This is a genomic window from Streptomyces cinnabarinus (genome assembly GCF_027270315.1).
Classification (GTDB): domain Bacteria; phylum Actinomycetota; class Actinomycetes; order Streptomycetales; family Streptomycetaceae; genus Streptomyces; species Streptomyces cinnabarinus.
The window spans coordinates 8463965-8478839 of sequence record NZ_CP114413.1 but is presented as its reverse complement, the minus strand read 5'-3'; the positions used below and the strand labels follow the sequence as shown (position 1 = coordinate 8478839).

Annotated in this window: 15 protein-coding genes; 10 read left to right on the top strand and 5 right to left on the bottom strand. The window is 69.9% G+C overall.

Going from position 1 to position 14875, the window contains the following annotated elements:
* The first annotated feature begins 3 nt into the window (after positions 1–3).
* The 5 genes from STRCI_RS38290 to STRCI_RS38270 are packed head-to-tail and all read left to right on the top strand — an operon-like array spanning position 4 to position 4392.
* The gene (locus STRCI_RS38290; protein WP_269663602.1) at positions 4–822 is read left to right on the top strand and encodes an ABC transporter ATP-binding protein; all 819 of its coding nucleotides are present in this window, start codon (positions 4–6) and stop codon (positions 820–822) included.
* Positions 819–1703 carry an ABC transporter permease gene (locus STRCI_RS38285; RefSeq protein ID WP_269663601.1) on the top strand — a complete coding sequence of 295 codons (885 nt, stop codon included), beginning with the start codon at positions 819–821 and terminating at the stop codon, positions 1701–1703. Before STRCI_RS38290 ends, STRCI_RS38285 begins: the two co-directional genes overlap by 4 nt.
* Before the next feature lie 38 nt (positions 1704–1741).
* Positions 1742–3094 carry an LLM class flavin-dependent oxidoreductase gene (locus STRCI_RS38280; protein WP_269663600.1) on the top strand — a complete coding sequence of 451 codons (1353 nt, stop codon included), beginning with the start codon at positions 1742–1744 and terminating at the stop codon, positions 3092–3094.
* A 14-nt stretch (positions 3095–3108) separates the two neighbouring features.
* Entirely contained in the window at positions 3109–4008 is a 900-nt protein-coding gene (locus STRCI_RS38275; protein WP_269663599.1) for a TauD/TfdA dioxygenase family protein, read from the top strand.
* Between the two features lie 21 nt (positions 4009–4029).
* Positions 4030–4392: a hypothetical protein gene (locus tag STRCI_RS38270; RefSeq protein ID WP_269663598.1), complete on the top strand. Its 363-nt coding sequence runs from the start codon at positions 4030–4032 to the stop codon at positions 4390–4392.
* Between the two features lie 208 nt (positions 4393–4600).
* Here STRCI_RS38270 and STRCI_RS38265 read toward each other — a convergent pair whose 3' ends face one another.
* A complete protein-coding gene (locus STRCI_RS38265) occupies positions 4601–6517 on the bottom strand; it encodes a DUF1996 domain-containing protein (RefSeq protein ID WP_269663597.1) in 1917 nt (638 codons plus the stop codon).
* A gap of 226 nt (positions 6518–6743) precedes the next feature.
* Here STRCI_RS38265 and STRCI_RS38260 point away from each other — a divergent pair, with 226 nt between their 5' ends.
* On the top strand, positions 6744–7568 hold the full coding sequence (locus STRCI_RS38260) for an aldo/keto reductase (protein WP_269663596.1): 825 nt from the start codon (positions 6744–6746) through the stop codon (positions 7566–7568).
* 71 nt (positions 7569–7639) lie between these two features.
* Complete coding sequence (locus STRCI_RS38255) at positions 7640–9085, top strand: glyceraldehyde-3-phosphate dehydrogenase (RefSeq protein WP_269663595.1); 1446 nt, start codon at positions 7640–7642, stop codon at positions 9083–9085.
* A 68-nt stretch (positions 9086–9153) separates the two neighbouring features.
* Here the strand turns inward: STRCI_RS38255 and STRCI_RS38250 are convergent, their stop codons facing one another.
* On the bottom strand, positions 9154–9603 hold the full coding sequence (locus STRCI_RS38250; protein ID WP_269663594.1) for a flavodoxin family protein: 450 nt from the start codon (positions 9601–9603) through the stop codon (positions 9154–9156).
* Positions 9604–9747: 144 nt separating this feature from the next.
* Here STRCI_RS38250 and STRCI_RS38245 point away from each other — a divergent pair, with 144 nt between their 5' ends.
* Positions 9748–10116: a nucleoside/nucleotide kinase family protein gene (locus STRCI_RS38245; RefSeq protein WP_269663593.1), complete on the top strand. Its 369-nt coding sequence runs from the start codon at positions 9748–9750 to the stop codon at positions 10114–10116.
* 169 nt (positions 10117–10285) lie between these two features.
* Entirely contained in the window at positions 10286–11392 is a 1107-nt protein-coding gene (locus STRCI_RS38240; RefSeq protein WP_269664753.1) for an acyltransferase family protein, read from the top strand.
* Between the two features lie 28 nt (positions 11393–11420).
* On the opposite strand, the gene STRCI_RS38235 is transcribed toward STRCI_RS38240, so the two are convergent.
* Positions 11421–11912, bottom strand: a complete 492-nt coding sequence (locus STRCI_RS38235) for a GNAT family N-acetyltransferase (protein WP_269663592.1) — start codon at positions 11910–11912, stop codon at positions 11421–11423.
* Positions 11913–11997: 85 nt separating this feature from the next.
* Between STRCI_RS38235 and STRCI_RS38230 the strand changes: the two genes are divergently transcribed.
* Entirely contained in the window at positions 11998–12612 is a 615-nt protein-coding gene (locus STRCI_RS38230; protein WP_418953483.1) for a lipoprotein, read from the top strand.
* Between the two features lie 28 nt (positions 12613–12640).
* Here the strand turns inward: STRCI_RS38230 and STRCI_RS38225 are convergent, their stop codons facing one another.
* Both STRCI_RS38225 and STRCI_RS38220 read right to left on the bottom strand, forming a co-directional pair.
* A complete protein-coding gene (locus tag STRCI_RS38225) occupies positions 12641–13996 on the bottom strand; it encodes a GH1 family beta-glucosidase (RefSeq protein WP_269663590.1) in 1356 nt (451 codons plus the stop codon).
* 29 nt (positions 13997–14025) lie between these two features.
* Positions 14026–14865, bottom strand: a complete 840-nt coding sequence (locus STRCI_RS38220; protein WP_269664752.1) for a carbohydrate ABC transporter permease — start codon at positions 14863–14865, stop codon at positions 14026–14028.
* Positions 14866–14875 lie beyond the last annotated feature (10 nt).

The following is a 14875-nucleotide window of genomic DNA, read 5'->3' as shown; positions in this document are numbered from 1 at the left end:
CCCATGACGATCGTGTTCGAGGACGTGAGGAAGGAATTCACCGTCAAGGACCGGGCGGGGAATCGGCAGGCCCGTCGATTCACCGCCCTCGACGGAATCGATCTGGAGATAGCGGCCGGGGAGTTCGTCGTCCTGGTCGGTCCGAGCGGCTGCGGAAAATCGACCCTGCTGGATCTGCTCGGCGGCCTCACCCGGCCCACCTCCGGGCGGATCCTGCTCGACGGCACACCCGTCACCGAGCCGGGCCTGGACCGGGGCATCGTGTTCCAGCAGTACGCGCTGCTGCCGTGGCGCACCGCACAGGGCAACGTCGAGTTCGGCCTGGAGGCCACCGGCGTGCCCCGGCGTCAACGCGCCGCACGCGCCAAGGAGTTCCTGGACCTGGTCGGCCTCACCGGGTTCGAGGACCGCCACCCCCACGAACTGTCCGGCGGGATGCGCCAGCGGGTGGCCATCGCCCGCAGCCTCGCCTACGACCCCCAAGTGCTGCTGATGGACGAGCCGTTCGCCGCGCTCGACGCCCAGACCCGGGAGTCGCTCCAGGACGAACTGCTGCGCATCTGGCAGCGCACCGGCAAGACCGTCGTCTTCATCACCCACGGCATCGACGAAGCCGTGTACCTGGGACAGCGAGTCGCCGTCATGACCTCGCGGCCGGGCCGCATCAAGGAGATCGTGCCGGTCGCCTTCGACTCCCGTACGGCCACCGACGACCTGCGGTCCAGTGCGGAGTTCGCGCGGTACCGGCACCAGATCTGGTCGCTGCTGCACGACGAGGTGGCCAGGGCCCAGCAGTTGGAGAAGGAGGAGGCCGCCGTATGAGCACCACCACGACCACCGGGACGGTCACGGCACCGAGCGAGCCGGTCCCGGCGCTCTCGGTCGGGCCCCTGGACCTCGACGCGGCGAAGCGCGACTTCGGCCGGGTCCGCCGCGCGCTGCGGCTGCTGTTGACCGCGGTCACGAAGTCCGCCGCGATCGCGGCGCTGCTGCTGCTCTGGGAGACCGCACCGCGGCTCGGCCTGGTCGACCGGACCTTCCTGCCGCCGTTCAGCGAGGTCGCCCAGGCGTGGTGGGGGCTGGCGGCCGACGGCCAGCTCGCCGACAACGCCCGTGCCAGCCTGGTCCGTTCGTTCAGCGGCTTCGGCATCGCCGTGGCCGTCGCCGTCCCGCTCGGCCTGCTGATCGGCTGGTACCGGCCGGTCGCCGACCTGCTGGGACCGCTGCTGGAGGTGTTCCGCAACACCGCCGCGCTGGCGCTGCTGCCGGTGTTCGTCCTGCTGCTGGGCATCGGCGAGACCTCGAAGATCTCCATCGTGGTGTACGCGTGCACCTGGCCGATCCTGCTCAACACGATCAGCGCGGTCCGCAACGTCGATCCGACCCTTCTGAAGCTCGCCAGGTCGATGGACCTGTCCGCGCCCCGGCTGTTCCAGAAGGTCATCCTGCCGGCGTCGGTGCCGGTGATGTTCACCGGCATCCGGCTGGCCGGGGCCGTGTCCATCCTGGTCCTCGTCGCCGCCGAGATGATCGGTGCCAAGGCGGGTCTCGGCTATCTGATCAACGCCTCGCAGTACAACTTCGCGATCCCGCAGATGTACGCGGGCATCATCACGATCTCCGCCATCGGCGTGGCCTTCAACCAGCTCCTGGTGACCGTGGAACGCCGGCTCAGCTCCTGGCGCGTCCCCGTCCGCGCCTGAAAGCCCTCTGTGCCCATCCCCGTCCCCCGAGGAACCCCATGACCGCGACCAGCGATCGCCAACTGCACCTCAACGCCTTCCTGATGAACGCCGGCCACCACGACGCCGCCTGGCGGCACCCCCTCACCCAGCCCGAACGGGTCACCGATCCGCGCTACTTCCAGCAGCTCGCGCAGACCGCCGAACGCGGCCTGCTCGACTCGGTGTTCCTCGCCGACGGCCTCGCCCTGTGGGGCAACGTCCGGCACAACGCGCTCGGCGGGTTCGAGCCGCTGACCCTGCTGTCCGCCCTGGCGGCGGTCACCGAGCACATCGGCCTGATCGCCACCGTCTCCACCACCTTCAACGAGCCCTTCCACACCGCCCGCAAGTTCGCCTCCCTCGACCACATCAGCGGGGGCCGGGCGGGCTGGAACATCGTCACCTCCGGCACCGTGAACGAGGCCCGCAACTTCGGGCAGGACACCCACCTGGAACACGGGCTGCGCTATGCGCGGGCACGGGAGTTCGTCGATGTCGCCACCAAGCTGTGGGACAGCTGGGAGGACGACGCGATCCTCCTGGACCGGGAGCGCGGACTGTACGCCGACACCGCCAAGGTGCGGGACGTCGAGCACCGCGGCGAGTACTTCGGGGTGCACGGCGCCCTGAACGTGCCGCGCTCCCCGCAGGGCTATCCGCTGCTGGTGCAGGCCGGTTCGTCGGAGGACGGCAAGGAGTTCGCCGCCCAGTACGCCGAGGCCGTCTTCACCGCGCAGCAGACCCTCGCCGACGGCCAGGCCTTCTACAAGGACCTCAAGTCCCGGTTGGCCCGCCACGGCCGTACGGAGGACCAGTTGCTGGTCCTGCCCGGCATCGCCCCGGTCATCGGCTCCACGGAGGCCGAAGCTCGCCTCCTGGAACAGGAGTTGACGGAGCTTCAGGTTCCTGAGTACGGGCTCGCCCAGCTCTCCGGGATGCTCGGCACCGAGCTGACCGGGCTGCCGCTGGACGGACCGCTGCCGGAGCTGCCCGAGGAGCGGGACATCAACGGCAACAAGAGCCGCTTCACGCTGGTCGCCGAACTCGCCCGGCGGGACGGTCTCACCCTGCGCGAGCTGATCGCCCGCCTCGGCGCCGGACGCGGCCACCGGGTCTTCGCCGGCACCCCCGAGCAGGTCGCCGACCAGATCCAGGAGTGGTTCACCCAGGGCGCCGCCGACGGCTTCAACATCATGCCGCCGCATCTGCCGGGCGGCCTGGAGGACTTCGTCGACCACGTCGTGCCGATCCTCCAGCAGCGCGGCCTGTTCCGCACCGAGTACACCGGCCGCACCCTGCGCGACCACTACGGACTGCCCCGCCCCGCCAACCGGCTGGCCACCCCGGCCGGACAACCGATCACCGTCTGAAAGGAAGCCCACCCATGACCACCAGCACCGGATTCGACGTACGCCGGATCGGCGGACGCGTCGGCGCCGAGATCCACGGCGTGGACCTGACCACCGAACTCGCCCCCGCCCTGGTCTCCGAGATCAACTCCGCGCTCCTGGAGCACAAGGCGCTCGTCTTCCGTGACCAGCACCTGGACGACGCGGGTCAGCTCCGTTTCGCCGCCCTCTTCGGCGAGCTGACCACCGCCCATCCCACGGTCCCCGCCGTGGACGGCCAGCCGCACATCCTGCCTGTCGACGGGGAGGAGGGCATCCGGGCCAACCAGTGGCACACCGACGTCACCTTCGTCCGCACCCCGCCCAAGGCGTCCACGCTGCGCGGCATCGTGATCCCGCCCTACGGCGGCAACACCCTCATCGCCAACTCGGCCGCCGCGTACCGGGATCTGCCCGAGCCGCTGCGCGAGCTGGCGGACAAGCTCTGGGCGGTGCACAGCAACGACTACGACTATGCCGCCCCGAAGAGCGAGAAGGCCGCCGAGCACCGGCGCCAGTTCGTCTCGCGGAAGTACCGCACCGCCCACCCAGTCGTCCGGGTCCACCCCGAGACCGGCGAACGCGGCCTGTTCATCGGCGGGTTCGCACAGAGCATCGTCGGCCTGAGCGCGTCCGAATCACGGGATCTGCTCCGTCTGTTCCAGTCGTACGTCACCCGGCCGGAGAACATCGTGCGGGTGGCCTGGAATCCGGGCGACGTCGTGCTGTTCGACAACCGCATCACCCAGCACTACGCCCCGGACGACTACGGCGACCTGCCCCGTCTCCTGCACCGGGTGACCGTCGCGGGCGACATCCCCGCCGGAGTCGACGGCAGCCTCAGCCATGTCATCGAGGGCGACGACGCCTCCCACTACACGCCGGCCACGGCGTAGGGTTCCGGGCGAGCGGGCCGGGTGGCACTCGTTCGAGCCAATCCACCCCCGATCCTCGCCGGGGCGTTTCTCGCGCCGCTCGGGGCCGCGCTGGCCACGCAGGTGATGACGTGGCTCGACGAAGGGGGCGGGGCCGTGTTCAGTGACGACGAGCCACCGGCCGCCCCGCCCCTCGTCGTCCGGGCCGACCCGGTGGGCTGTCCCCCGGCCTATGCCTTCCCGGACGGCATGTCGACCTCCCGGATGCAGCGGAAGGCCGACGAACCGACCGGTGGCGACGAACGGGTCATGGCCGAGAACGCCGTCGACTTCGACGACGTAGGGCCCCGCCCGCCGGGTTCTCGTACACCGTGCACAAGCGGGACACCGTACGTGTCCGGCTGAAGCTCGACACCACGCGAACGGACTGCCGTTGCGGCTGCATCCGGACTGGGACAGGCCGCGGGGCGCCGACACGACCACCCTTCCCGGTGCCACGGAGACGTATCGGACGTTCCCCGTGGACGAGGACGAGCCGGAGGTCGTGCATCCGGGTCTGGGGGAAGTCCCCACCGGCTACGGACCTCCCGGTCGGCGCTCCTGACGGCCTCCCTCACGCCCGGCGGCGGACCTGACGCAGCAGCACGATGCCGACGAGGAGCAGTACCGCTCCGGCGGCAGCCGGCCACAGCTTGGCGCCGGTGTCGGCGAGGCTGCCGCCCGCCGTCTGGGGCGCGGTCCCGTACGCCGGGGCCTCTTGCTCGGCGCCAACGGCGGCCTGGGACGGGGTCGGCGTGGCCGTCGCGGTGCCGACCTCCTCGGCCGGAGCCTCGGCGGTGCGGGTCGGGGACGCGGTGGCCTTGGTCTTCGGCTGGTTGGCCGGTGCGGAGGCGGCCGGGTCCTCGTCCGCCGGGTCCTCGGTCGCGGGCTCCGACTGTCCGCCGTCGTCGTCACCGGTCGGGGCCGGGTTCTGCGGCTCCTGCGGCTGCTCGGTCTCCTGGGGCTCTTCCGGCTGCTGCGGCTCCTCGGTCTCCTGCGGGTCCTCCGGCTGCTGCGGCTGCTCCGTCTCCTGCGGCTCCTCGGGCTGCTGAGGCTCCTGCGGCTCCTCCGGCTGCTGCGGCTCCTCAGGCAGCGCCCCGGCGTCGCACTCGCGGCCCTCGTTGATGCAGTCGACCATCTCGTCCATCAGCGCCTGGTCGAAGACGTTGATGAAGTCACCGTGGTCCGTGACCGGCTTGTGCAGCTGCTCGGGGAAGGAGTCGACCGCGAAGAGCGGGGTCGTCTGACCGCCGTCGTCGAGGCTCGGGGCGTCGACGTCGTAGACGATGCGCTGGACGAGCTGCGGGATGGCCTGGAAGCCGCCGGGGCAGGAGCCGTCGGCCGCCGCGAAGGCCACGTGGGTGCGGTGGTTGGCGCTGTCGATGTTGCGCCCGTCCCAGCAGCTCTGGAACTTGAAGGTGCGGACCACGTCGCTGCCCTCGGGGCAGAGCGGGTACTTGTCCTTCAACTGCCGGTCCTCAAGACCGGTGCAGCTCCAGGACGCGTTGGCGTTGGCGGTGCCGTTGACGAAGGCCTTCGCGTCACCGGTGATGATGCGCAGCAGCCGCGGCATCGCGGTCACGTCGCCGGTCGGGCTGCCCTGGAAGGTCAGCGTGACCTCCTTCGGCGTGACGATCTCACCGGCGTTGCCCTCGATACCGCCGCCGGGGGAGTTGGCGTCCTGCTCCTGGGTGCCGTTCTGCAGACGCAGGACGGGCCAGTAGTACGTGGACTTGTCGCTCTGGTTCTCACAGCTGGTGTCGGCCGCGGCCAGGTCCTCGTCGCTGGCGAAGGCGTCGTTGGCCTGGTTGCCGATGTAGTCGTGGAAGTGGTGGGCGCCGTTGGAGACACCCGGCGCGACGATGACGTTGTCCGAGTTGAACAGGCCGTTCTCGTTGACTCCGCAGCTGGTGGTGAAGGTGCCCTGGGAGGCGCCCTCCCCGGCGGCCGGCGCCTGGACGTTGGGCTGGATGGTGTTGATGTCGACGAAGTCCGCGGCGACGGGCCCGTTTCCGCCCTGGCCGCCCTCCGGCTGCTCCTCGGGGACGCTCAGTTCGCAGCCCGCCAGCGCTTCGAGCCCGTCGGGACGCTCCCCCGCCGCGTTGCCGATCGCCACCGCGATCCGCTCGATGCTCGCGCCCCGCTTCTCCTCCAGCGGGTTCATAATCGAGCCGTCGGTGAAGCCGGTGTCCTGCCGCTGTTCCGGTGTCGCCGACCGCAGTTGCTTGTAGGCCTCGGTGATCTGGCCGTCCAGGGCGGCGAGTTCGTTGTCGACGTCCGTCCTCGCGGCGTCCGGGACCGCCGTCAACTCGGCACCCACATCGGGGCAGTCGATCGTGGCCCCGCCGTCCTGGGCGGATGCGCCGTCCCCCTCGGTCGCCGAGGCGTAGATGTTGGTGGCCACCAGCCCGCTGCCACCCAGGATCAGCGCGATCGCGGCAAAGGTCGCGCGTCGTGGGCCGGTCGGGCGCCTGCGCGTGTTGCGTCTCAAGGCAGTACTCCTACGTTCGGGGCGAGCGAGCGGACATACGAATCCCTCGCCCCCATACGGACCACGCGCCCGTCGTGTTCAACCGCTCCCCGGATTCTTACGAACCTCTCAGCGAACCCGGACATAACCCTCGCCCCAGATCCCTCCCACTTGCATTTAGCCCGCGTTAGCAATTATTGTTTTCGCTCGTAAGCACCTCACGCAAGGACGCCGAGGAAGCACCGCCATGACCACTGTCCCCACCGTCACGCTCAACAACGGCGTCGAGATCCCCCGGCTCGGCTTCGGCGTCTTCCAGGTCCCGGACGCCGAGACCACCGCCGCCGTCACCGAGGCACTCAACGCGGGCTACCGCTCGATCGACACCGCCGCGATCTACGGCAACGAGGTGGGCGTGGGCAAGGCGCTCGCCGCCGCCGGGCTCGCCCGCGAGGACGTGTTCGTCACGACCAAGCTGTGGAACGCCGATCAGGGCTACGACGCCACCCTCAAGGCGTTCGACGCGAGCCTGGAGGCGCTGGGCCTCTCCTATGTCGACCTCTACCTCATCCACTGGCCGACCCCGGCCCGCGATCTGTACCGGGAGTCCTGGAAGGCCATCGAGCGCCTGGTCGCCGACGGCAAGGTCCGGGCGGCCGGCGTGTCCAACTTCCAGCCCGCCCATCTGCGACGGCTCGTCGACGGCGCCTCGATCGTGCCCGCCGTCAACCAGATCGAGCTCCACCCCGGCCTCCAGCAGACCGAGCTGCGCGCCCTGCACGGCGAGCTGGGCATCGCCACCGAGGCCTGGAGCCCGCTGGCCCAGGGCGCGGTGCTGGGCGACGAGGCGATCGTCTCCATCGCCCAGCGGCACGGAAAGTCGCCCGCCCAGGTCATCCTGCGCTGGCACCTCCAGCTCGGGAACATCGTGATCCCCAAGTCCGTCACGCCGGAGCGGATCCGGCAGAACCTCGACGTGTTCGGTTTCACACTCTCCGACGAGGAGATGGCCGCCGTGGCCGCTCTGGACCGTGACCTGCGCACCGGCCCGGACCCGGACGTCTTCAACTGACGGACCCCGATCAAGCCCGTTCGAGCGGGCGGGTTAGCATATGAGCACCGCCTAGCTCGAAAGAGACTTCTGTGACTGTCAACGACGACTCGTTCACCAACTGGAAGAACCGCGAGGAGATCGCGGAGTCGATGATCCCGATCATCGGGAAGCTGCACCGGGAGCGGGACGTAACGGTTCTGCTGCACAGCCGCTCCTTGGTGAACAAGTCGGTGGTCAGCATCCTGAAGACCCACCGGTTCGCGCGGCAGATCGCGGGCGAGGAGCTGTCGGTCACCGAGACGCTGCCCTTCCTCCAGGCGCTCACCGCGCTGGACCTCGGCCCGTCCCAGATCGACATCGGCATGCTGGCCGCGACGTACAAGTCGGACGACCGCGGCCTGTCGGTGGCGGAGTTCACCGCGGAGGCCGTCGCCGGCGCCACGGGCGCCAACAAGCTGGAGGGCGGCGCGGGCCGCGATGTGGTCCTGTACGGCTTCGGGCGCATCGGCCGCCTGGTCGCCCGGCTGCTGATCGAGAAGGCGGGCTCCGGCAACGGTCTGCGGCTGCGGGCCATCGTGGTCCGCGGCGGCGGCGAGGCGGACCTCGTCAAGCGCGCCTCGCTGCTGCGCCGTGACTCCATCCACGGCCAGTTCCAGGGCACGATCACGGTGGACGAGGAGTCCTCCACGATCTTCGCCAACGGCAACGCGATCAAGGTGATCTACGCGAGCGACCCGTCCGAGGTCGACTACACCGCGTACGGCATCAAGGACGCGATCCTGATCGACAACACCGGCAAGTGGCGGGACCGCGAGGGCCTCTCCAAGCACCTGCGCCCCGGTATCGACAAGGTCGTGCTGACCGCGCCCGGCAAGGGCGACGTCCCGAACATCGTGCACGGCGTCAACCACGACACCATCAAGCCGGACGAGCAGATCCTGTCCTGCGCCTCCTGCACCACCAACGCGATCGTGCCGCCGCTGAAGGCGATGGACGACGAGTACGGCGTGCTGCGCGGCCACGTGGAGACGGTCCACTCGTTCACCAACGACCAGAACCTGCTGGACAATTACCACAAGGCGGACCGCCGGGGCCGTTCCGCGCCGCTGAACATGGTGATCACCGAGACCGGTGCCGCCTCGGCCGTCGCCAAGGCGCTGCCGGACCTCAAGGCGCCGATCACCGGCAGCTCGATCCGCGTCCCCGTCCCGGACGTCTCGATCGCCATCCTCAGCCTGCGCCTGGGCCGTGAGACCAGCCGCGAGGAGGTCCTCGACTACCTCCGTGAGGTCTCGCTGCACTCGCCGCTGAAGCGCCAGATCGACTTCACCACGGCCCCCGACGCCGTCTCGATGGACTTCGTCGGCTCGCGGCACGCCTCGATCGTCGACGCCGGCGCCACCAAGGTCGACGGCGACAACGCCATCCTCTACCTCTGGTACGACAACGAGTTCGGCTACTCCTGCCAGGTCATCCGGGTCGTCCAGCACGTCTCCGGTGTGGAGTACCCGACCTACCCGGCTCCGGCGGTCTGATCCCGCGAGCGGTTCGAGCGTCACGGCGGTGCCCCGCACCGCCGTGACGCTTTCGCCTGCCGTGCCCGCTACATCAGCCCCGCGGCAACCGTCGCCCCCAGCTCCCAGCACGCCTCGATGTCCGCTTTGGCCGGTTCGCCCGTCACCGTGACAGCCTCCGCCGCGCGCCGCCAGCCGAGCCCCGTGGTGACCGACTCGATGGACCGCACCGCGCCGGTGACGTCGTTGCCACCGTGCACGTAGTAGCCGAAGGGCCGCCCGCGCGTGGCGTCCAGGCACGGGTAATACACCTGGTCGAAGAAATGCTTCAGGGCGCCGGACATATAGCCGAGGTTGGCCGGTGTGCCGAGCAGGAAGGCGTCGGCGTCCAGGACGTCCGACGCGGTGGCGGACAGCGCGGGCCGCCGGACCACGGTGACGCCCTCGATCTCGGGCGCGGTCGCGCCGGAGAGCACGGCCTCGAACATCGCCTGACAGTTCGGCGAGGGCGTGTGGTGCACGATCAGCAGAGTTGCCACACGACCGAACCCTGCCGCCGCCGTCGCGCTCCCGCAAGTCCGGAGTCTTTACGTCCGGTTATGCCCGCCATCGCGTGATTCTCAGCGAATTCCCATGCGCCGCACGGGGAAGAGACGACATTCGACAACGGTAGGGTCACGGCGGTGAGCGATCCGCATTGCCGGTGCACCTGCCCGGGCGCGACGGTCTGGGTCACCGGTCGGCCACTGGCCGACCGGCTGGCCGCCGCTTACGCGCTCGCCGAGCGGCTGCTCGCGCAGGACCGCCGGGTGGCGGTGCTCGACCGGTACGACGACCTGTGCGCCGACGCGGCCCGCCTGGGTCTGGTCGCCGAAGTACTCGCCCGCAACGGCCTGGTGGTCATCGTCCCGTGCACCGCGGAGGGGCTGGAAGCGGTGCGTTCACGCCACGAGGAAAGTGGTACCCGCTACGTCGAAATGTCCGTGACCGGCCGGACGAGTCCGGAGGAATCCGTCACGGCCGCACTCGGTCGGCTGGTCACGCACGACTGAGCGCGAGAGATACGGCGGTCACATCATGACCGTCCGGGTTTACGCGGCTGAGGATGCGTGACTACGGTGTCCCGGGTGTCGGCACAAGGGCCACACAGGTAACTCCATTAAGAGGTGTTCTGCTCTGTCTGGGTTCCATCGAGAAGGGCTCAATCAGCAAACGCTGCCCCTGCGCAGTCTCGGACAGGCCCAGGCGCCGCCCGGAGCGAACAACGGCACGGCCGCCCAGCCGGACGGACGGACTGCTCGGTCGGTCAAGGAGCGGGACGCATTCTTCGACAACGCCAAGTACCTGGCCATCGTCCTGGTGGCGATGGGGCACGCGTGGGAGCCACTGCGGGACGAGAGCCGCACGGTCACCGCGCTGTACATGGTCGTCTACGCCTTCCACATGCCGGCGTTCATCGTCATCTCCGGCTACTTCTCGCGGACCTTCGACGCGACCCCCGGACGCGTGAAGCGGCTGGTGACCGGAGTCGCCGTGCCGTACGTCGTGTTCGAGGTGGCGTACACCTTCTTCACCCGGTGGACGGACGACGAGCCGGGCCGTGACATCAGCCTGCTGGACCCGCTGTACCTGACCTGGTTCCTGGCGGCGCTGTTCATCTGGCGACTGACCACGCCGATCTGGCGGATCGTGCGCTGGCCGCTGCCGGTGGCGCTCGGCGTGGCGAGCCTCGCCACGCTGACCCCGACCATAGGCAAGGACCTCGACCTCCAGCGCGCGCTGCAGTTCCTGCCGTACTTCGTACTCGGCCTGATCCTGAAGCCGGAGCACTTCGCGCTGGTGCGTCGACGCGAGGTGCGACTGCTCGCGGCGCCCGTGTTCCTGGGCGCGCTCGTGGTCGCCTGGTGGGCGGTGCCCCGCATGAACTACGCCTGGTTCTTCCACCGCACCAGCGCCCAGGACCTGGCGGCGCCCGCCTGGTACGGGCCGCTCATGACGCTCGTGCTGTTCGGCTGCTCGATGATCCTGGTGGCGTGCTTCCTGTCGCTGGTTCCCGGCCGCGGCATGTGGTTCACGGCCCTGGGCGCGGGCACGCTCTACGGCTATCTGCTGCACGGGTTCGTCATCCAGGTCGCCAACAAGTACCACTGGTCCCACCTGGACTGGGTGCAGGAGCCGCTCGGGAAGATCGTCGTGACGCTCGTCGCCGGTGCGGTGGTGACGGTGCTGTGCACCGCGCCGGTGCGGCGGGCCTTCCGGTTCGCGATGGAGCCGAAGATGGAGTGGGCCTTCAAGCGCGACCCGGTCGCCGAGGCCCGGTCCCGCTGACTCCGGCCACCTGCCGGGCCACCGAGCCTCAGTCGGCGTCGACGGGCAGGAAGTAGCGCCGCTTCTCCTTGGCCCGGGCGCCGAGCCGGTCGTAGAACCGGATCGCGTCGGTGTTCCACGGCGGGGTCTGCCACTGCACGAGGGCGAGGCCGCGGGCGCGCGCCTCGGCCACGACGGCGTCCATCAGCCGCGGCCCGAGGCCAAGGCCTCGGTGGCCGTCGCGGAGGAAGAGGCAGTCCATGTGGAGGTACTCGTCGCCGTCCCAGGTGGAGACCTCGGGGGCGCAGGAGGCGTAGCCGATGAGCCCGCCGCCGTCGAGTTCCGCGACGAAGCAGGACATACGGGGCGGGGTCACCGGGCCGAACAGGAGCTTCTCCAGTCGCCGCGGCAGGTCGGCGGGCGGCGGCGACGCCTTCTCGTACGCGGCGTGCTCGGCCGCCAGCTCCGCGATGTACGGCAGATCGGCGGGGCGCGCGGGGCGTACGCGGGCCCGTGCGGCGCCCTGTTCGATGTCCGTCACCAGGTCATCATGCCGCAGCCCGACTCCCCCGAACCGGCGGCCCGACCGTCTCGGTTACTCTGTGCCGCCGGATTCGCGAGGGGAGATCGAAGTGGGACGTCGAGCGGCTTGTGCTGCGGTGCTGGTCGTGCTGTTGACGGGGTGTTCGTCGGGAGCCGAGGACAAGGACGCGAAGGCGTCGGCGAGTCCGTCGGCGGCCGCGAAGGACTCCTCCGTCGCGGACAGTGGCCGCCCTCTCGGGGGCAAGGGCTCCGACTGCGAGCTGCCCGTCACCTTCGACATCGCCGAGGAGTGGACCGCGGAGTCCGTCGAGGCCCCGCTGGACCAGGGTCCGGTCACGCTGGCCTGCGAGGTCGACGCCAAGCCGGCGGGCAACATCGGCTTCCTGCGCGCGTGGACCGGTGAGCCCGGTGACGGCGACGCCCGTTCCGTCCTGGAGGCTTTCGTCGCGGCCCAGGGTGGGGTGAATGAGGAGAAGTACGGCAGCTTCACCACGGGCGGTCTCACCGGCGCGGAGGTGACCTACGTGTACAGCAACGAACTCCTGGAGGAGAGCAAGCAGGAGAGCGCCCTCGCCGTCACGACTCCGCTAGGGCCGGTCGTCCTGCACCTCGGAGGCCTGGACACCGAGGAGCACAAGGCGATGCTCCCGGCTCTCGAGTTGGCGAAGAAGACGCTGCGCTCCGGCCGGGCCGAGTAGGAGACTCTTCCCGGCCGGAGGCGCTGGGTCAGGCCTGCGACTGCCGGTGGAGGCGGATGATGTCCGCGTACCGCAGACCGCTCGACTTCATGGTCCGCTGCTGCGTCGCGTAATCGACGTGGACCAGGCCGAACCGCTTGTCGTAGCCGTAGGCCCATTCGAAGTTGTCGAGCAGGGACCAGGCGTAGTACCCCGCCAGCGGGGCCCCCTTGCGCACCGCGCGGGCGCAGGCGGCGATGTGCTGCTCCAGGTACCGCGTGCGCTCGGGGTCGTGGACGGTGCCGTCCGGCGCGACCGTGTCCGGGAAGGCGGAGCCGTTCTCGGTGACGTACAGCTTGCGCACGCCGTAGTCGTCGGTCAGGCGCAGCAGCAGGGCCTCCAGTCCGCCGGCGTCGATCTGCCAGTCCATGCCGGTGCGCGGCACGTCGGGCAGCCGGACCTCACGGGCGTGCGGGACGGGCCCCTGGGGGTCGTCGGTGACGGTCGCCGGGAAGTAGTAGTTCAGGCCGTGCCAGTCCAGCGGCGCGGCGATCGTCTCCAGGTCGCCGGGCCGCTCGGGGAGTTCGACGCCGTACAGCTCCCGCATGTCGGCCGGGAAACCGCGGCCGTAGACCGGATCGAGCCACCAGCGGTTGCTGTGGCCGTCCATCCGGGTCGCGGCCGCGATGTCCTCCGGACTGGTGGAGGCGGCTTCGATGGTGGAGTGGTTGGTGACCAGGCCGATCTGCGCGCCCGGGACCGCCGCACGGATGGCCTGGGTGGCGAGGCCGTGTCCGAGGAGCAGGTGGTACGACGCCCGCACGGCCGCGGTGAGATCGGTGAGGCCGGGGGCCATCCGGCCCTCCAGGTGGCCGATCCACGCCGAGCACAGGGGCTCGTTGAGGGTGCACCACTGGGTGACCCGGTCGCCGAGCCGTGCGGCGACGGCGGAGGTGTAGGCGGCGAAGTGCTCGGCGGTGTCGCGGGCGGTCCAGCCGCCGCGGTCCTGGAGGACCTGGGGCAGGTCCCAGTGGTACAGGGTGACGTTGGGTGTGATGCCCGCCGCGAGGACGGCGTCGATCAGCCGGTCGTAGAAGTCGAGTCCGGCCGCGTTGACGGGGCCGTCGCCGCCGGGGACGACCCGGGGCCAGGCGAGGGACAGACGGTAGGAGTCGACGCCGAGCCGCCCCATCAGCGCCACGTCCTCGGGCCACCGGTGGTAGTGGTCGCAGGCCTCGTCGCCGTGGTCGTCGTTGTCGACCTTCCCCGGGGTGTGGGAGAAGGTGTCCCAGATGGACGGCGACCGGCCGTCCGCGGCGACGGCACCCTCGATCTGGTAGGCGGATGTGGCCGTGCCCCAGCTGAAGTCGTCGGGGAAGGCGGCGAGGTCTATCGGTTCGGGCACAGAGAACCTCTCTGGGTCGGGGCAGGCGCTCACTTGACGGCTCCGGCCGTCAGGCCGGTGACGAGGTAGCGCTGCAGGAGCAGGAAGCCGGCGACGACGGGCAGGCTGACGACGAGCGAGGCGGCCATGATCTGGTTCCAGTACACGTCGTTCTGGGTGGAGTAGCCCTGGAGCCCGACCGCGAGGGTGCGGGTGGTGTCGTTGGTCATGACGGAGGCGAAGAGGACCTCGCCCCAGGCGGTCATGAACGCGTAGACGGCGACGGCGACGATGCCGGGGATCGCGGCCGGTACGACGACCCGGAACAGGGCGCCGAGGGGCCCGCAGCCGTCGACCTTGGCCGCCTCGTCGAGGTCCTTGGGGACCGAGTCGAAGTACCCGATCAGCATCCAGATCGAGAACGGCAGCGAGAAGGTCAGATAGGTGAGGATCAGACCGCCGCGGGAGCCGAACAGCGCGATGCCAGTGGCGTTGCCGATGTTGACGTAGATGAGGAACAGCGGCAGCAGGAAGAGGATGCCGGGGAACATCTGGGTGGAGAGCACCGTGACCGTGAAGACGCGCTTGCCGCGGAAGTTGTAGCGGCTGACCGCGTAGGCCGCGAAGACGGCGATGACGACGGAGCAGACGGTCGCCGCGCCCGCCACGATCAGCGAGTTGACGAAGTAGTCGGCGAGCGGGACGGTCTCCCAGATGTCGAAGTACGGGCGGACGGTGAGGCCGGAAGGTATCCACTGGAACTTCTCCGACACGTCCTGCAGCGGCTTCAGCGAGCTGGAGATCATCACGTACACCGGCAGCAGGACGAAGACCGTCAGCAGGGTGAGGAAGATCCGGCGGCTCCACAGGAAGGACTGCGGGGCGGCCATCGGCGAGCGG